We start from the raw sequence: 18,122 nt of genomic DNA, 5'->3' as shown, positions 1-18,122 counted from the left end.
CTACTTGGCCTCCGACTTGATCTTTTCCACCGCGTCGTTAAAGCCGCCGCTGGTTAGCGATGACCCGGCCACCTTGGAAACCTTGATTTCGTCGATGCTCTTGCCGACCACCTGGGCCGCGATGCCGCCCGCGAACTCCCCTTGGAATTTGCGCGTGTTCGGATTGGACGGGTGCTGGGTGATCTCGACGGCGGTGACCTTGCCCGAGGCGAGTGTCAGTTCCACGCCAACTGTTTCGGTGCCGTTGGGCGAGACATACGTTCCGTCGGCGTTGTACGTTCCGTCCTTGTAGGTGGAGCCGCTGGTGGCCAAGGAGGACGATGTTGCCGCGGGCGCGCTGCTGGAGGTGCCACCGGCGGGGGTTGCAGGCGTGTTCTGAGTGGCGGAGGGTGCGCAGCCGGCCACCGTTCCAATAAGGGATATGCCGGCGATTCCGGCGAAAACACTCTTGCGGACTGACGGTCTCATGTAGGGGCTCGTTTCGTTGGCGGGGGGTGCTTACGCTGATCACAACGTCGGATTCAGCGTAATGGTTCATTCTGTGTTCTTCGCCAGCAGTTCCTGTGAAAGAGCCGCACGCCCGCTGTGAAGGAAGCCAGGCGCAATGACCGGACATGCCAAATTCCTCCACGTGGCGGGCCCCGGTAGGCTAGAGGCGTGACTCCCGAAGAACTCTCCCTCGCCATATCCGCCTGCCTGAAGGATGCCGTCGCCGCAGGCGAAATCGCCCTTGCTGTATCAGCCGTGCCTGCCGAGGTGCGAGTGGAGCGTCCTAAGAACAGGGAACACGGCGACTGGGCCACCAACATTGCCCTGCAGTTGGCCAAGCAGGCCGGGACCAACCCGCGGGAGTTTGCCACCATCCTCAGTGCCCGGCTGAAGACGATCTACGGCGTTTCGGCCGTGGACATCGCGGGGCCGGGATTCCTCAATATCACCGTTGACGCTGCGGCAGCAGGTGCTTTGGCCAAGGTCATCGTGGAAGCCGGACCTGCCTACGGAACCACTTCCGTGCTGGCCGGCCACGTGGTGAACATGGAGTTCGTCTCGGCGAACCCCACCGGTCCGCTGCATATCGGCCATACCCGCTGGGCCGCCCTGGGCGACTCCATCGCCCGTGTGCTGCGCGCCTCTGGAGCGGAAGTCACCGCGGAGTACTACATCAACGACGCCGGTACCCAGATGAACGTTTTTGCCCAGTCGGTGTACTCGCGGCTCCACGGCCTGCCGGTTCCCGACGGCGGCTACCCCGGACAGTACATTGCCGACCTCGGCCACGAGGTGCTCACCGAACACCCGGATATCCGTGAACTCACCAAGGTGGCCGCGATTCCCGTTATTCGGGCCGCCGCCTACAAGGCACAGATGAAGGACATCAGGTCCACGCTTGCGGACTTCGGCGTCCACTTCGACGTCTACTTCTCCGAACAGGAACTGCACGACGCCGGGGCGATCGAAAGTGCCGTCGCCCGCCTCCGTGAACAGGGACATGTTTACGACGACGGCGGCGCCGTCTGGCTGCGCACCACCGACTTTGGGGACGACAAGGACCGGGTGATGATCCGGGCCAACGGCGAGCCAACGTACTTCGCCGCCGATGCTGCCTACTACCTCTCCAAGAAGGACCGGGGCTTCACCGAGAAGATCTACCTGCTGGGCGCAGATCACCACGGGTACATCAACCGGCTCAAGGCCATCGCGGCCTGTGCCGGCGATGACCCGGAGGCAAACATCGAGGTGCTGATTGGCCAGCTGGTCTCCGTCAACGGAGCGAAGCTGTCCAAGCGCGCCGGCAACATCATCGAGCTCAAGGACCTCATTGACTGGCTGGGCAAGGATGCGGTGCGGTATTCACTGGCCCGTTTCCCAGCGGACTCCCCGCTGACGCTGGATCCTGACCTCCTGAAGAAGCACAGCAACGAGAACCCTGTGTTCTATGTGCAGTACGCCCACGCGCGCTCACGCGGTGCTGCCCGGAACGCCGTTGCCGCCGGCGTGGACCGCAGCGCCTTCGACGCGTCTGTGCTGGACCACGCCACGGAAAACGAGCTGCTCTCCTACCTGGGAAGCTACCCGTCGATTGTTGCCATGGCCGCTGAGCTGCGCGAGCCGCACCGCGTGGCCCGCCACCTTGAGGTCATCGCCGGCGCCTACCACCGCTGGTATGACGCCTGCCGCGTGGCTCCCCTGGGTGACGAACCGGTCACCGACGTCAACCGCACCCGGCTGTGGCTCAACGATGCCACCAGCCAGGTACTGGCCAATGGCCTTGACCTCCTTGGCGTCTCTGCGCCGGAACGGATGTGAACACCGTGTCAGTGCAGACCGGACAGGCAGCGTCCCCCTTGGCTCCCGGCTGGCTGTCGGTGCCGGCGGACCTGAACGCCCTCCACGAACCCATGTGGGCGGGCAGCGTGAAGCGGAACAACGACGGCGTCCTGACAGTGGGCGGACTCGACGTCGCCGCCCTGAAGGAACAGTTCGGAACACCGCTTTTTGTGATGGACGAGGCCGACTTCCGTGCCAGGGCACGCGCGTTCAAAGACTCCTTCGACGCTGCGTTCGCTGATATTTGCGGGGGAGTGGACGTCTACTACGCCGGAAAGTCCTTCCTCTGTACCTCCGTGGTGAAGTGGGTGGAGGAAGAGGGCCTGCGCCTGGACACAGCCTCCGGTGGCGAGCTGGCAGTAGCCGCGCGCGCCGGCATTTCAGGTGAGCGTGTGGCACTGCACGGTAACAACAAGTCCGACGCCGAGATCAACCGGGCGCTGGACATGGGCCTGGGCCGGATCGTGGTGGACAGCCTCGATGAGCTGGTCCGCGTCGGCGCCATCGCCCAGCACCGCGGCGAACAAGCCAAGGTCATGCTCCGCCTGACGCCTGGTGTCCATGCCCACACTCATGAATTCATCGCCACTGCCCATGAGGACCAGAAGTTCGGCCTGTCCATGGCCGAAGACTCCACCGACAAGGCAGGCCTGTCCGCAGCCGAGGAAGCCGTGGCAGCAGCCTCGGCGCATCCGGGCATTGAACTGCTGGGCCTGCATTGCCACATCGGATCCCAAATCTTCGAGCCGGACGGCTTTGCGCTGGCAGCCGAGAAACTCCTGCGCTTCCTCGCCGCCATGCAGGAGAAATACTCCGTAACGATGCCTGAACTGGACCTCGGCGGCGGCTACGGAATTGCCTACACTCCCGTTGACACCCCCCGCCCCGCAGCTGAAATAGCGCAGGCGATGGCCGCCGTCGTACGTTCCACGTGTGCCGAACTGGGCATTACGGCACCCCGGATTTCCATCGAACCCGGCCGGGCCATCGTTGGCACCACTACCTTCACGCTGTACGAGGTGGGCACGCTGAAGACCGTCCGCGTCGACGCGCCTGCCAAGGCGGAAGGGCCGGAGAACGTTACGCATCCGCGTCGCTATGTGTCGGTGGATGGCGGCATGAGCGATAACGCCCGCCCGGTGCTCTATGACGCGGATTATTCGGCGATTCTTGCCTCCCGCACGTCCTTGGCAGCTCCGCAGCTGTCCCGCGTGGTGGGCAAACATTGCGAGAGCGGCGACATAGTTGTTAGAGATGTATATCTGCCCGAGGACGTGGCAGCCGGTGATCTGCTTGCTGTACCGGGTACCGGCGCCTACTGCTGGGCCCTGTCGAGTAACTACAACTATCTGGCCCGGCCGGGCGTTGTCGCGGTGCGCGACGGATCTGCCCGGTTGATTGTCCGCGGGGAAACCGAAGAAGATTTGCTCAACCGCGACATGGGAGTCTGAATGACGGAAATGCGAACCCTGAAAGTAGCCCTGCTGGGCTGTGGCAACGTTGGGGCCCAGGTTGCGCGGATTCTCATTGAGGACGCCGACACCCTTGCCGCCAGGACCGGTGCAAGGCTGGAACTCAGCGGCATTGCCGTGCGAAACGTCAACGCCCGCCGCGATGTTGACCTGCCGCAGGAACTGTTCACCACCGACGCCGACACCCTGGTGAAGGATGCCGACCTCGTGATCGAGTTGCTCGGCGGGATTGAACCTGCCCGCTCGCTGATCGTTTCGGCCCTCCGCAACGGCGCCGGCGTGGTCACCGGCAACAAGGCCCTGCTGGCCCAGGACGGTCCTACGCTCTACGAAGAGGCCGACAAGGCAGGCGTGCAGCTTTCCTACGAAGCCGCAGTTGCCGGCGCCATCCCCATCCTGCGGCCCATCCGCGACAGCCTGGCCGGGGACCGGATCACCCGCGTCCTGGGCATCGTCAACGGCACCACCAACTTCATCCTGGACCAGATGGACACCACCGGCGCGCAGTTTGAGGACGCCCTGGCAGAGGCCCAGCGCCTCGGTTACGCGGAGGCGGACCCCACCGCCGACGTCGAGGGCCACGATGCCGCCGCCAAGGCTGCCATCCTCGCCTCGCTGTCCTTCCACACGCGGTTCGCCCTGGAGAACGTGCACTGTGAAGGCATCACCTCGGTGACCGCGGCGGACATCGCCGCAGCCAAGGACGCCGGCTTTGTCATCAAACTGCTGGCCATCGCAGAAAAGCTTCCTGCCGCAGGCACGGACGCAGGCACGGACCTAGGCACGGAAACCAACGGCACCGAAGGTGTATCGGTGCGCGTGCACCCCACCCTGCTTCCGCGCGAACACCCGCTCGCCGCGGTGCACGGTGCTTTCAACGCTGTCTTCATCGAGGCTGAGAACGCCGGCGAACTGATGTTCTATGGCCAGGGCGCGGGAGGAACTCCGACGGCGTCTGCCGTACTGGGCGATCTCGTCTCCGCGGCCCGCCGAATCGTGCTGGGCGGCCCCGGACGCACCGAGACCACCACAGGACACGTTCCGGCCCTGGGCATCGAGTCCTCCACCACCAGTTACTACATCGGGCTCGACGTCGCGGATCAGCCGGGCGTGCTGGCCCGCATCGCACAGCTCTTTGCCGAGCATGGCGTCTCCATCGAAATCATGCGGCAGACCATCCACAAGGACACAGCGTCCAACGTGGAATCCGCCGAATTGCGGATTGTCACGCACCGCGCATCCGAGGCTGCCCTCGCAGCCACCGTCGAGGCCGTGAAGGGCCTGGACGTTATCAATTCAGTTACATCCGTTCTGCGGGTAGAAGGAGTCTAAGTGGCTCACCAATGGCGCGGCGTTATCCGCGAATACGCTGACCGTCTGCCCGTGACGGAATCCACCCGGGTCATCAGCCTGGGCGAGGGCGGCACCCCGCTGGTCCACGCGCAGAAGCTCTCCGAACTGACTGGTTCCACCGTGTACCTCAAGGTCGAGGGGATGAACCCCACCGGTTCTTTCAAGGACCGCGGCATGACCATGGCCATGACGGCCGCCGTTGCCTCCGGCGCCCAGGCTGTTGTCTGTGCATCCACCGGCAACACCTCAGCCTCCGCCGCCGCTTATGCCACGGCGGCCGGCCTGAAGTGCGCTGTGCTGGTCCCGGAGGGCAAGATCTCCATGGGCAAGCTCAGCCAGGCGATCGCCCACGGCGCCACGCTGCTCCAGGTTGACGGCAACTTCGACAACTGCCTGGACATTGCCAGGAAGCTGGGGGAGTCCTACCCCGTTTTCCTGGTCAACTCCGTCAACCCGGCCCGCATCCAGGGCCAGAAGACAGGGGCCTTCGAGATCGTCGATGCCCTCGGCGACGCCCCGGACATCCATGTGCTCCCCGTCGGCAACGCCGGCAACATCACGGCATACTGGAAGGGGTACAAGGAATACTCGGCCCCGTTCGAATCCGAGACCGCCGGAACCCTTCCTGCCGTGTCCACCAGGACCCCGCAAATGTGGGGCTTCCAGGCTGCCGGCGCGGCCCCCTTCGTGGCGGGCCACCCCATCACCGAACCTGACACCATTGCAACCGCCATCCGGATCGGCAACCCCGCCTCCTGGGACGGAGCGATCGAAGCACGGGATGAGTCCGGCGGATTCATCGATGCCGTAACGGACGAGGAAATCCTGGACGCCCACCGCTGGCTCTCCGCCCGCGAAGGTGTCTTTGTGGAGCCCGGCTCCGCAGCCGGTGTCGCCGGCCTGCTCAAGAAGCACGCCGCCGGTGAGGTTCCTGCCGGCAAAACCATCGTCATCACGGTCACCGGACACGGCCTCAAGGACCCCCAGTGGGCCCTGCGCACCGAAGACGGCAGCGACGTACAGCCCGTCAAGGTCTCCAACGACGTTGTGACGGTTGCGGCCGAATTGGGACTGGAAGAAAAATAGCGTGGACGCCACCTCGCAGACCACTGTTGGGCTGCCACTCATCGACGCCGGACAGCAGGTAACGGTCCGGGTCCCGGCCACCAGCGCAAACCTCGGGCCGGGCTATGACAGCCTGGGATTGGCGCTGGCGCTCTATGACACCCTGACCGTGGAGAGCCTGGAGACGGACGAACTCGTCTTTGAGCTCAGCGGCGAGGGGGCGGATACGCTTCCGCGGGATTCCAGCCATCTGGTGATCAAAGCAATGGAGGCCGCTTTCGCGCGTCTCGGTTACCGCCACGGCGGCTTGAAGGTCACGGCGGAAAATGTGAACCCGCACGGCCGCGGGCTGGGATCCTCGGCATGTGCCGTGGTGGCCGCCGTTTCCGCGGCCAACGCTTTGGTCCCGGCGCAAAACCGTCGGGGCCGGGACTGGGTTCTGCAGCTCACCAGCGAGCTGGAAGGACACCCGGACAACGTGGCACCGGCTATTTTTGGCGGACTGGCGCTGTCCTGGCAGGACAGTGACCGGTACAGCAGTACCTGCGCAACGGTGGCAGAGTCGGTCGTTCCCATAGTTGCCGTGCCTGACTATGAGCTTTCCACCGAGGCGGCCAGGGCATTGTTGCCTGCATCAGTGGCTCACCACGCAGCAGCCATGAACTCGGGCCGCGCCGCGCTGCTGATCCTCGCGCTGACGCAAAAACCGGAATTCCTCCACGCCGGAACAGAGGATTACCTCCACCAGAGCTACCGCGCCGCGGCCATGCGCCCCAGCGCAGCCCTCATCACGGCCCTCCGCACAACAGGACGGGCGGCCGTTGTCTCCGGCGCCGGGCCCACGGTACTGGTCCTCGCCAACGGCGAGGCCGAAGCCGCCGACGTCGTCAGGTTCATCGAAGACTTCACCCAGGCCAACACGCCTGACATTGCCTGGCGCGTGATGAAGCTGGCAGTGGACGTCGAAGGTGCTAAGGTGGACTTGCACCGGCGGTAGTTCCGCCTATCTGATCTTCCATTGCACTTAGTTGCTGTTTGGTCTCCTACTGCGCAATATTTTCCGGTGCCGCCTGCTTGGTCTGTCGCAGGAACCCGCAGCCTCATTGTCTGCCCTGAACCGTCAGCCCGCCGTTCCGTTAATGCGGAACGGAAGGTGAATCAGTATCCGGCCCTGCTGGCCGAAATCCAACCGGCAAGGCCGAAATCCCGGCTGCAGATCTGAACCTGCAGCCCAGATCAAATCATCGCGTCCAGCTCCCAGTCTGGACGCCGTCGAGGGGGAAGGATCCTTCGTGACCGAAACCACTGAGCTGTCTTCAGCTGTGGAACTATCATCTTCTGCTGCCGGATCATCAACGGCCGCGCCCGCAAAGAGCAGCGGCCTTGCCGGCCTGAAGCTCGCCCAACTGCAGGCACTTGCCAGCCAGTTGGGTATTTCCGGCGGATCCCGCATGCGCAAGGGGGACCTGGTTACTGCCATTTCCGCCCACCGTTCGGGCACGCCGGTCACCAAGGCCCAGGTCAAGGGCACTGAGAAGGCGACCGAGAACAAGGCCGCTCCCGCCGCAGCAGCACCGGTTGAGGCAGCCAGCGAAGCTGCGGAGGCCCCGGCCGCCGAGGGAACCCGGGCACGTGGCCGCGGCCGCAGCCGCCGGGCCGGAAGCGACGGCGTTGTTGCCGCTCCCGCCTCAGAGGCTCCTTCCGCTGAAGCTCCCGCCGCATCAGTAGCCCCCGCCGTCGAAGCGCCCGCCGCCGAATCGGGCGAGACCGCGGCCGAAGGCGCCGGCGAGCGTCGCCAGCCCCGCACCCGTAACCGCCGCCGTGGAGAAGCAGTTGCCTCTGCTCCTCTGGCTGCCGAAGCCGTTGAAGCCGCAGCAGAGCAGCCTGCTGCCGAGCAGCGCACGGCAGAGCGCATTGAGTCGCAGCCCGTCGAGTCCGGTGACGGTGCACGGGCGGACCGAAGCAGCCGCACCCGCGGTGCCAGGGATAGTGCCAGGGATAACGCAGCCCGCGAGACCCCGGTACGTGAGACCCCGGCACGCGAGACACCTGCACGGGATACCCCGGCACGTGAGGCTGCCGACGGCGGCCGCGACAACGCAGGCCAGCGTGACTCCTCTCAGCGTGACGCCGGCCAGCGCGATTCAGGCCAGCGCGACGGCAACCGGCGGGAAGACACCCGGGAGATCGGCCGGGACAGTGACGATTCAGACGGTGGCAGCCGCCGGAACCGCCGGAACCGCCGCGACAGGAACGACCGCAACGACCGTTCAGGCGGCCAGGACGGCCGGGACAGCCGCGACAGCCGGGACAACAACTCCCGCAACGACCGTTTCCGTGACCGCAACGACCGCCGCCGCGGACGTGCCCAGGGCCCTGACGTCGACGACGTCGAGGTCACCGAGGACGACGTCCTGCTGCCGGTAGCGGGCATCCTTGACGTCCTGGAGAACTACGCGTTCATCCGTACGTCCGGCTACCTGCCGGGCCCGAACGACGTTTATGTGTCCCTGGCCCAGGTCAAGAAGTACAACCTGCGCAAGGGCGATGCGGTGGTTGGCGCCATCCGCGCTCCCCGCGATGGCGAAGACCGCAGCCAGCAGTCCGCACGCCAGAAGTTCAACGCACTGGTCCGCGTCACGTCAGTGAACGGCAAGACGTCCGAAGAGCTGAAGGACCGTGTCGAGTTCGCCAAGCTGGTGCCGCTGTACCCGTCCGAGCGCCTGCGCCTCGAGACCGACCCCAAAAAGATCGGTCCGCGTGTCATCGACCTCGTGGCACCCATCGGCAAGGGCCAGCGTGGCCTGATCGTCTCGCCGCCCAAGGCCGGCAAGACGCTCATCCTGCAGTCCATTGCCAACGCCATCACCACCAACAATCCTGAGGTCCACCTCATGATGGTGCTCGTGGACGAACGCCCCGAAGAAGTCACGGACATGCAGCGCACCGTCAAGGGTGAGGTCATTGCCTCCACCTTCGACCGTCCCGCCGATGACCACACCACTGTTGCCGAACTCTCCATCGAACGCGCCAAGCGCCTCGTGGAGATGGGCATGGACGTGGTGGTCCTGCTGGACTCCATGACCCGCCTGGGCCGCGCCTACAACCTGGCAGCACCGGCCTCCGGCCGCATCCTGTCCGGTGGTGTGGACTCCGCAGCCCTGTACCCGCCGAAGCGCTTCTTCGGTGCTGCCCGCAACATCGAAAACGGCGGCTCGCTGACGATCCTGGCAACGGCACTCGTGGAGACCGGGTCCAAGATGGACGAGGTCATCTTCGAAGAGTTCAAGGGCACCGGCAACATGGAGCTCCGCCTGTCCCGCCAGCTGGCAGACAAGCGCATCTTCCCGGCCGTGGACGTCAACGCGTCCGGCACCCGCCGCGAAGAGAACCTGCTTTCCCCCGAGGAAGTCAAGATCATGTGGAAGCTGCGCCGCGTCCTCTCCGGGCTCGAGACGCAGCAGAGCCTTGAGCTGCTGACCAACAAGATCCGGGAGACCCAAAGCAACGTCGAGTTCCTGATGCAGGTCCAGAAGACGACGCTTGGTGCGAAGTCCGATAACGACAAGTAGCTAGTTTAGGGGCGGGGTGCGGATGCCTCGCGTGGTTCGCCACGCGGGTTTTCCGCCCCCGCCCCTTCGCGTGGTGGCCATGTCCTGACGGACTTGGCCACCACGCTCCGGCAGGCCCGATGCCACTCCCGGGGCGGAAAACCCGCGCGTCGTGTGCCCGGGTCACCGTTTGCCCGGCCTGCTTTGGGAATGGATTCCTGCGCCCCACTAAAATAGGGCGCAGAACGAAAGGTTTTGAAAAATGTTTGAGTCCGTACAGGGCCTGCTTGATGAGCATGATGCTATCCAGGCGCAGCTGGGGGATCCTGCTGTTTATGCTGACCAGCGGCTTGCCCGGAAGCTGGGGCGGCGCTCCGCTCAGCTGAACGGCATTGTGGAGGCTTACAACAAGTGGCATGCCATTGAGGATGACCTTGCCGCGGCCCGGGAGATGGCGGGGGAGGACCCTGAGTTTGCTGCCGAGGTGCCGGTGCTGGAGGCTGCCCTGGAGGAGGCTGCCGCCAAGCTGCGCCGGTTGCTCATTCCGCGCGATCCTGATGATGCCCGCAACGTGATCCTGGAGGTCAAGGGTGGCGAAGGCGGCGACGAAGCTGCCCTTTTCGCCGGGGACCTGCTGCGGATGTACACCCGGTACGCGGAATCGCGCGGCTGGAAGACTGAACTCATCTCAGCCACAGAATCCGATCTTGGCGGGTACAAGGACGTCCAGATGGCCGTTAAGGGCAACTCCAACGATCCGGCTGAAGGCGTCTATGCCCGGCTGAAGTTCGAAGGCGGTGTGCACCGCGTCCAGCGTGTGCCCGTGACGGAGTCGCAGGGCCGCATCCACACCTCGGCTGCCGGTGTGCTGGTCCTGCCCGAGGTTGACGAGCCCGAAGAGCTCGAAATCAACCAGAACGACCTCAAGATCGATGTCTACCGGTCCTCAGGCCCCGGCGGCCAGTCCGTGAACACCACTGACTCAGCTGTCCGCATCACGCACCTTCCCACCGGGATTGTGGTGGCCATGCAGAACGAAAAGTCGCAGCTGCAGAACCGTGAAGCCGGCATGCGCGTCCTGCGTGCCCGCATCCTGGCGCATCAGCAGGAGCAGATCGACGCCGAGAACTCGGCCCAGCGGAAGTCCCAGATCCGCACCATGGACCGTTCCGAGCGCATCCGCACCTACAATTACCCGGAAAACCGGATTGCCGACCACCGCACCGGTTACAAGGCGTACAACCTTGACCAGGTCATGAACGGCGACCTGGAGCCGGTGATTCAGTCAGCCATCGAGATGGACGAACAGGCACGCCTGGACGCTATCGGGGAATAGCTGCGGGATCAGAATGACCATCAGCTCCGGGCAGTCCCTCGCCGCTGCCGTCAGCGAAGCAACTGCCGTACTCCAGGACGCCGGCGTTCCCAGTCCCCGCGTGGATGCGGAGCTGCTGGCGGACCACCTGCTGGGTGTTGGGCTGGGCCGGTTGCGGGCCTTGATGCTGGGTGATGCACCCGCACCGGAAGGCTATGCCGAGATTGTTGCCGAGCGGGCGCGACGGATTCCGCTGCAGCACATCACGGGTGTAGCTCATTTCAGGTACCTTGAGCTCGCCGTCGGGCCCGGCGTGTTTATTCCGCGTCCTGAAACCGAATCCGTGGTGCAGCTGGTGATTGACCATGTCAAGGACATGCCGCACCCGCGGATTGTGGACCTGGGAACTGGTTCCGGCGCGATTGCCGGTTCACTTGCGCACGAGATCCCCGGCGCTGACGTCCACGCCGTGGAGTACAGCGCCTTCGCCCACGCGTGGGCAGCCAGGAACCTGGCGCCCTTGGGCGTCAAACTTGTCCTGGGGGACCTGCGGAACGCGCTGCCCGAGCACAACGGAACGTTCGACGCCGTGGTGTCCAACCCGCCGTACATCCCCGCCGAAGCCGTCCCGAACGAGCCGGAAGTGGCCCTGCACGATCCCCCGGAGGCGCTTTACGGCGGGGGAGCTGACGGCATGGAACTTCCGACGGCGGCAGCGGCCTCAGCCGCGCGGCTGCTGGTTCCGGGCGGCTACTTCGTGATGGAACACGCCGAGGTGCAGGCGGCCTGGATCGCCACCATGATGAAGCGCGCCGGCGTCTGGACGCGGATCACCACGCATCTGGATCTCAACGGCAAAGAACGCGCCACCAGCGCCACGCTTGCCGGTCCGCCTCCTGAGTGATGAAAGAATAGGCCAGTGACCACAACCTACGACTGCACGTCCGATGATCAGCGCGCCCTGGGACTGGAGCATGCCCAGCGTGCCATCAGCGAAAAAAAGTGCGTGGTATTGCCCACCGACACGGTATACGGGATCGCCGCGGACGCCTTCTCACCGCACGCAGTCACCATGCTGCTGGTCTCCAAGGGACGCAGCCGGACCATGCCTCCGCCCGTCCTGATCCCGCGCCTTAACGCGCTGGACGGACTGGCCACAGATGTTTCCGCGGACGCACGCAAGCTCGCCGAGGCTTTCTGGCCCGGCGGACTCACCCTGATCCTGCATGCCCAGCCATCGCTGGACTGGGACCTGGGGGAGACCCGGGGAACCGTTGCCCTCAGGATGCCTGCAGACGAGGTTGCCCAGGACCTGCTCACGCTCACCGGGCCCCTGGCTGTGTCGTCCGCCAACCGGACCGGCCAGGCGCCGGCACAGACGGCCGCCGAAGCACGTACCCAGCTCGCCGACTCCGTGGAGGTCTACCTCGAGGGCGGTGTCCGGCCGCTCAACAGTGCCGAAGCCGTGCCTTCCACCATTGTGGACGCCACCGGCCCTCTCCTGCGCGTGGTGCGCAATGGCGCCGTGACGCTGGCGCAGTTGCGTGAACACGTGCCGGGTGTCCTGGGGCTGGGAGAAGTTCCGATGGCCGAGGAGCCGGCCGCGGAAGAAGAGCCGGCAAAGGAAGAGCCACTGGCAGGGGAAGAAGTCCCGACAGCGATCGCGGCACCGGAGGTGCCTGCAATGGAAAAGACGCCGGAGGCAAAGCCCGAAGCTGACAAAACCCAGGCAGTCCCTGCAGACTCAGTTCCTGTAGACGCAGCCCCAGTAGACGCAGCGGGGCCGGAGCAGGGCACAACGCAGCCTGCTGTGGCGGAGCGCGCCGCCGGACCGCGGGAATCCGACGCCGGATGACGCTGGCTCGGCAGCAGATTCCTGTCCTGGGCATTGACGCCACACCCCTGAAGGTAGCCGAACTGATGGATGTCCTTGAAGGTTTTGTGGCCGACGGGACCACCAGGACCGTCCTTGGACACAACCTGCACAGCGTTACGCTTACCCATTCGGACGCGGCATTCCGTGCACTGTACGAAGACAGCGACGTCGTGCTTCTCGACGGCGCACCCGTCCTGTGGTTGTGGAGCAGGTCCCGCAAGGCCTCAGGGGCCGTGATGGATTACCGGCTGGGTTCCACCGACTGGATCCCTGCCCTGGGCCAGGTGGCCGGCCTTGAGCGGATCGCAGTCATCGGGGCAGGACCTGAAGCAAACGCCAAGGCAGTCCTGCGGCTGGAGGGTATTGTGCCGTCGGCCACGGTAGTGGGTATTCCCGGCGAAGGCTGGAATGACAGCGCCGAAGAAGCCGCAGCCGCGTGGCTCGAGGAGCAGCGGCCCCAGCTTGTCCTGCTCGGATTGGGCATGCCGCTGCAGGAGTCCGTGCTCCAGCGCCGGATTGGTTCACTGCCGCCGGCGATCTATTGCACCGTTGGCGGGGCCATCGAACAACTGGCGGGAATCCAGAAGCTCGCACCCCGATGGCTGGGCAGGCTCGGCCTGGAGTGGGCATGGCGGCTGATCCTGCACCCCCGGCGGGTTGCCTACCGGGTGTTCGGCGAGCCATGGGTGCTGCTCTGGCTCCTGGCCCGCCGCCGCCTCCGGCGGAACCCCTAGAACTTCTGGTCCTCCAGGGGAGCGAAGCCCTTGGCCCGCAAACCGGTGGTGAACGACCTCGCCCAGTCCAGGAAACCGGGCAGGTCCCTGCGCTGGGCAAAATAACCAACATAACCGCCGACGTCGGCCACTAACGATTTGACGCGGAAGTAGCGCCTGATCAGGTAACCGCGATTGCGGTAGTAGTAGTAGCGCTTGAACGCCGACTCCGGCACAATCACATGCCAGCCGGCGCCGTAGACGTGCTTGGTTTCGGTGAAGGCATGCGGATGGGTGATGGCAGTGGTGGTGACAGTGCCAAAGCGGATGCCCGCCTTCCGCAGGCGGATGGTGAAGTCCACTTCGTCGCCGCGGATGAAGAGGCGCATGTCCGGCAGGCCCACTTTGAAAAAGACGTCAGAGCGGATCAGCGCGCCGTTGAAGAAGTGGCCGTCATCCGGCATGAAGCCAAGCTTTTCCACCTCTGCCCGGTCGTGGGTAACCTTGCCGTCCAGGCGGAAGAAAAAGGACAGCCGGTCCGGATGGCCCGGCGCCGTCACCAGCGGGACCACAGCCTCAAGGTCGCGTGCCTCGGCCTCGCGCAACAGCGTGGCCAGGCATTCGGCGTCGGCCGGCTCGGCGTCGTCGTCCATCATCCAGATCCATTTGGCACCGCTGGCAACAGCTTTGAGGGCGGCGAGGGCAAAGCCGCCCGCCCCGCCGAGGTTGGCCTCGGAGCGGACGTAATCGACGTTGGAATGCTTGGCGGCCACGTCCCTGGCCGGTTCCGTGCCGCTGTCAACGAGGCAAATCGTGTCCACCGTTGCGGACTGGGCGTTGATGGCGTCCAACAGGACAGCCAGCTCTTTGTGACGGTTAAATGTCACGGCGGCGACAGCAACCCGAACGGGCATGGGATTCCTTTCAGCATGGCCTTCAGGGTGTTCCCCGCTCGCAATGCGCCAGTGTGGCGCGAAGCCATGGAGCCGTTGGCGCTAGTATCTTGACTAGAGTCCACTGTAATACAGCCCTGTAAGGCACTGCGTACAAGAAAACGTACTGCCTGCTGCGCGCCCGGCGACGGAGAAGTTTCATTTATCGAAAGTCAGATTCCCGGCCAGTGAGCCCATCAATCGAGGAGCACCTGCACGGGCAGCAGCCTGAGCCTGCGCCCTTTCCAGGGCCTGCAGGGCACACCGACGAAACGGCCGCCATCGCATGATTATGTACCTGCTCATGGGCTTGACGGCTGCCGTCGTGTCCTATTCGATGACCTGGCTTGCCCGCGTGATCGGCAACAGGCTTGAACTGCACATGCCCATCCGCAGCCGGGATATGCATTCCACCCCGGTATCACGTCTCGGCGGCGTAGCGATCTTCCTGGGGGTGATGGTTGCGCTGATTGTGGCCAGCCAGTCCTTTTTTGTGAAGGACATCTACCGGAACAACTTTTCCCCATGGGGGATCCTCGCCGGAGCCGCGCTGATCGTGCTGGTGGGCGTAGCCGATGACCTGCTGGACATCCGTTGGTGGGTAAAGCTCATCGGACAAAGTGCCGCAGCCCTGGTGGTGGCCATCTGGGGAGTCCGAATGACCATTGTCCCCTGGGTACCGGAACCGATCACTTTGGACAATGAGATGCTCAGGGTGGGGCTGACTGCCGGGCTGATCGTGACCACCATGAACGCCTTCAACTTCATCGATGGGCTGGACGGCCTGGCTGCCGGCGTGGCCATCATCGGCGGCACAGCATTCTTTTTCACCGCCTACTGGGTGCACCGAAACGCCGTACTCCTGGACTATTCGGACCTGGCGACGCTCATCACCGCCGTAGTGGTGGGCAGCTGCATCGGATTCCTGCCGCACAACTGGTTCCCCTCCAAGATTTTTATGGGAGATTCCGGGGCAATGCTGATCGGCCTGCTGATGTCCGCTGCCGGTATCGTCTCCACCGGCCAGATCACCTCAGGCCTGTACGACCGCGCCAACGGTATTTCAACCGTCATTCCCATCCTCCTGCCGTTCGCCGTGCTGTTCCTGCCGCTGCTTGACCTGGGCCTGGCAGTAGTACGCCGCACAGCCCGCGGGCGTTCGCCATGGTCTGCGGACCGCGGCCATCTGCACCACAAGCTCCTGGACATCGGCTATTCGCACCGGACCGTGGTGATCCTGATGTACCTCTGGACTGCCATTCTGTCCTTTGGGGGGCTGGCTTTTGCAGTGTTCCCGTGGCAGATCGTGCTCTCGGTTGACCTCTTCGCCACTCTGGTTATGGGCCTGATCACCGCGTGGCCGTACCTCAGCCGCCGTAACGACCAGGCGCCGGCGTAACAGCGTTAAGGAAATATTTCTATCTCGTGTAGAATTCAGGGGCGGCCAAACGCTGCCTTCACTCAGCTCTGCCAAGCCACAGACGATCGGGATCCCATGACCTCCAACGCCGAATCCGGACATGCGTCCGGCTCCGGACCCGTTGGTGTTTCAGGTCCCACTGGATCATTGTGGCTGGGGCTCCTGCGGCTCAGTTCGCTGGCAGCCGCGGCCGGCCTGGCCGTGTGCTCCGTGCCCGCCGCGCTTCTGGATGGCGTCAACGGCGCCTTCTCGGTTGTCCTTGGCGGCCTGCTGGTTATGGCATTCTTCGGAATCAGCCTCCTGGTGGGCCATTTCGTGGGGCGCAGCAACCCCTCCGGTGCCATTGGGGTGTTCGTTGCGACGTACTTCATCAAGGTGGTCGGGTTCGCGGTTGTCCTGTTCCTGATCGGGGCACCGGAATGGCTGCACGGCCGTTGGTTCCTGATCGGTGCAGTCGTCGCAGTGCTGCTGTGGCAGGCCGCGGAGCTTTACGGCTTCAGCAAGGCACGGCTGCAGATCTACAACGACCCCGAGACCAAGGAACGGCACGATGTCTGACCGGAAGCGAGTGGGAGACAGCGACGCCTCCAAGCACCAGGTAACCGGTTCCGCACCTGGTGTTTCGGCTGAGAATAACGACGGCGGATACAACGCCGGGATAGCCGTCTTTAGCTACATAATTGGCGGAATCATCGTCTGGAGTTTGATAGGGTGGGGTCTGGATTATCTGTGGGGAACGCGCTGGTTCGTGCTCGCAGGCGCTCTGCTTGGAGCCGTCGGAGGTTTTTACCTTTCCCACATGCATGGCCTCACCAGTACTCGAAAAAATGCGGGGGATCGCCCTGCTGCCAGCGGGCCGTCCAAGGACGGCAAACACTAATGCCAAATAATTTCACATGGGGAACAGCAGGCCTAACGGCTGCCGGTCCCTGCCCAACGCCCAATGATGGACACTGCAGAGAGGAAACGCGTTGATCGCGCTTGCGCTCCCGGCCCAAGATTCAGGAGAGTTTACTCCTCCTGGAATTAACGAAATGCATTTGCCGGCAATCCTGCCGTGGGGTGCTGCAGAGGGATTCTCCAAGCAGATGCTGCTTGTCCTGCTCTCTGTTGTCTTTATCGCCGTCTTCTTCGTGCTTGCCGCACGCAAGCAGCAGCTGGTACCCGGCAAGCTCCAGTTCGCCGGCGAGGCAGCCTACGGCTTCGTCCGCAACGGAATCGCCAAGGACATTATCGGCGGCAGGGACTTCATGAAGTATGTCCCGCTGCTGTTCAGCCTGTTCTTCTTCATCCTGGTGAACAACATCTACGGGGCCATCCCGTTCTTCCAGCTCCCCACGTTCTCACACGTCGGCGGCGCCTATGTCCTGGCGGGCATCGTTTACTTCACCTGGATCGCCATCGGCATCAAGAAGAACGGCCTGCGCTACTTCAAGCTGGCCACGGTGCCCTCAGGCGTTCCCTGGTACATCCTCCCGATCGTTATCCCGATCGAAATCATCTCCAACTTCCTGGTCCGGCCCGTCACGCACAGCCTCCGTCTGTTCGCGACCATGCTCGCCGGGCACCTCATCGTGATGATCGCCGGTTACGGCATCGAGTTCCTGATCATGCAGGAGAACGTCCTGCTGAAGGGCACGTCCCTCCTGGTCCTGGGCGGCGCCATCGCCATGTACATGCTTGAAGCACTGATCATGGTCCTGCAGGCCTATGTGTTCACCCTGCTGACCGCGATCTACATCGAAGGCGCACTTCACGCCGACAGCCACTAGGCTCCCAAAAAACTTCCCCTCGCGGGGATGAAGCAACCCAAACAACCTGCCACATGGGTGGCATCTTGAAAGGAAGAAAAATGGAAGGCAATCTCAACCTCGTAGGTTACGGTCTGTCCGCAATCGGAGGTGGTATCGGTGTTGGTCTCGTGTTCGCCGCTTACATCAACGGTGTGGCACGCCAGCCGGAAGCCCAGCGCGTCCTGCAGCCGATCGCGTTCCTCGGCCTCGCGCTGACTGAAGCCCTCGCCATCCTCGGCCTGGTCTTCGCCTTCGTTCTCTAGTCTTCAGAACAAGCGAACATCAAGAACCGAGTAGATAAGGA

General features: G+C 64.0%; 17 protein-coding genes. 15 read left to right on the top strand and 2 right to left on the bottom strand.

Features of this window, described 5'->3' with window-relative positions; translation table 11 throughout:
• Nucleotides 1-468, bottom strand: a complete 468-nt coding sequence (locus tag F8G81_RS15435) for an FMN-binding protein (RefSeq protein WP_267275569.1) — start codon at nt 466-468, stop codon at nt 1-3.
• 189 nt (nt 469-657) lie between these two features.
• On the opposite strand from F8G81_RS15435, the gene argS reads away from it, so the two are divergent.
• The 10 genes from argS (at nt 658) to F8G81_RS15385 (ending at nt 13,694) form a co-directional block, all read left to right on the top strand.
• The gene (gene argS / locus F8G81_RS15430; protein ID WP_267275568.1) at nt 658-2,307 is read left to right on the top strand and encodes an arginine--tRNA ligase; all 1,650 of its coding nucleotides are present in this window, start codon (nt 658-660) and stop codon (nt 2,305-2,307) included.
• Between the two features lie 11 nt (nt 2,308-2,318).
• Entirely contained in the window at nt 2,319-3,779 is a 1,461-nt protein-coding gene (gene lysA, locus F8G81_RS15425) for a diaminopimelate decarboxylase (protein WP_267279246.1), read from the top strand.
• Nucleotides 3,780-5,132, top strand: a complete 1,353-nt coding sequence (locus F8G81_RS15420; RefSeq protein WP_267275567.1) for a homoserine dehydrogenase — start codon at nt 3,780-3,782, stop codon at nt 5,130-5,132.
• Nucleotides 5,133-6,239 carry a threonine synthase gene (gene thrC / locus F8G81_RS15415; RefSeq protein ID WP_267275566.1) on the top strand — a complete coding sequence of 369 codons (1,107 nt, stop codon included), beginning with the start codon at nt 5,133-5,135 and terminating at the stop codon, nt 6,237-6,239. It abuts the gene before it with no gap.
• Nucleotide 6,240: 1 nt separating this feature from the next.
• Nucleotides 6,241-7,215 carry a homoserine kinase gene (gene thrB / locus F8G81_RS15410; protein ID WP_267275565.1) on the top strand — a complete coding sequence of 325 codons (975 nt, stop codon included), beginning with the start codon at nt 6,241-6,243 and terminating at the stop codon, nt 7,213-7,215.
• 295 nt (nt 7,216-7,510) lie between these two features.
• Complete coding sequence (rho, locus tag F8G81_RS15405) at nt 7,511-9,790, top strand: transcription termination factor Rho (RefSeq protein ID WP_267275564.1); 2,280 nt, start codon at nt 7,511-7,513, stop codon at nt 9,788-9,790.
• A 241-nt stretch (nt 9,791-10,031) separates the two neighbouring features.
• On the top strand, nt 10,032-11,105 hold the full coding sequence (gene prfA, locus F8G81_RS15400; protein WP_267275563.1) for a peptide chain release factor 1: 1,074 nt from the start codon (nt 10,032-10,034) through the stop codon (nt 11,103-11,105).
• Between the two features lie 13 nt (nt 11,106-11,118).
• A complete protein-coding gene (prmC, locus tag F8G81_RS15395) occupies nt 11,119-11,988 on the top strand; it encodes a peptide chain release factor N(5)-glutamine methyltransferase (protein ID WP_267275562.1) in 870 nt (289 codons plus the stop codon).
• Between the two features lie 15 nt (nt 11,989-12,003).
• Nucleotides 12,004-12,939 (top strand): L-threonylcarbamoyladenylate synthase, encoded by a 936-nt coding sequence (locus F8G81_RS15390; protein ID WP_267275561.1) that lies wholly within the window; start codon nt 12,004-12,006, stop codon nt 12,937-12,939.
• Complete coding sequence (locus tag F8G81_RS15385) at nt 12,936-13,694, top strand: WecB/TagA/CpsF family glycosyltransferase (RefSeq protein ID WP_267275560.1); 759 nt, start codon at nt 12,936-12,938, stop codon at nt 13,692-13,694. The genes F8G81_RS15390 and F8G81_RS15385 overlap by 4 nt, the downstream gene beginning before the upstream one ends.
• Here the strand turns inward: F8G81_RS15385 and F8G81_RS15380 are convergent.
• On the bottom strand, nt 13,691-14,587 hold the full coding sequence (locus F8G81_RS15380; RefSeq protein WP_267275559.1) for a glycosyltransferase: 897 nt from the start codon (nt 14,585-14,587) through the stop codon (nt 13,691-13,693). The genes F8G81_RS15385 and F8G81_RS15380 overlap by 4 nt on opposite strands.
• Before the next feature lie 304 nt (nt 14,588-14,891).
• On the opposite strand from F8G81_RS15380, the gene F8G81_RS15375 reads away from it, so the two are divergent.
• The 5 genes from F8G81_RS15375 to atpE all read left to right on the top strand — a co-directional run bounded on the left by F8G81_RS15375 (nt 14,892) and on the right by atpE (nt 18,081).
• On the top strand, nt 14,892-16,004 hold the full coding sequence (locus F8G81_RS15375; protein WP_267275558.1) for an MraY family glycosyltransferase: 1,113 nt from the start codon (nt 14,892-14,894) through the stop codon (nt 16,002-16,004).
• A gap of 96 nt (nt 16,005-16,100) precedes the next feature.
• Nucleotides 16,101-16,583, top strand: a complete 483-nt coding sequence (locus F8G81_RS15370; protein WP_267275557.1) for a hypothetical protein — start codon at nt 16,101-16,103, stop codon at nt 16,581-16,583.
• Nucleotides 16,576-16,905: an AtpZ/AtpI family protein gene (locus tag F8G81_RS15365; protein ID WP_267275556.1), complete on the top strand. Its 330-nt coding sequence runs from the start codon at nt 16,576-16,578 to the stop codon at nt 16,903-16,905. The genes F8G81_RS15370 and F8G81_RS15365 overlap by 8 nt, the downstream gene beginning before the upstream one ends.
• 91 nt (nt 16,906-16,996) lie before the next feature.
• Nucleotides 16,997-17,797 carry a F0F1 ATP synthase subunit A gene (atpB, locus tag F8G81_RS15360; RefSeq protein ID WP_267275555.1) on the top strand — a complete coding sequence of 267 codons (801 nt, stop codon included), beginning with the start codon at nt 16,997-16,999 and terminating at the stop codon, nt 17,795-17,797.
• A gap of 80 nt (nt 17,798-17,877) precedes the next feature.
• Nucleotides 17,878-18,081 carry an ATP synthase F0 subunit C gene (gene atpE / locus F8G81_RS15355; RefSeq protein ID WP_009356484.1) on the top strand — a complete coding sequence of 68 codons (204 nt, stop codon included), beginning with the start codon at nt 17,878-17,880 and terminating at the stop codon, nt 18,079-18,081.
• The last annotated feature ends 41 nt before the right edge of the window (nt 18,082-18,122 follow it).

It is taken from the genome of Arthrobacter sp. CDRTa11 (assembly GCF_026427775.1).
Classification (GTDB): domain Bacteria; phylum Actinomycetota; class Actinomycetes; order Actinomycetales; family Micrococcaceae; genus Arthrobacter.
This window is presented reverse-complemented; position numbering and strand designations above follow the sequence as displayed.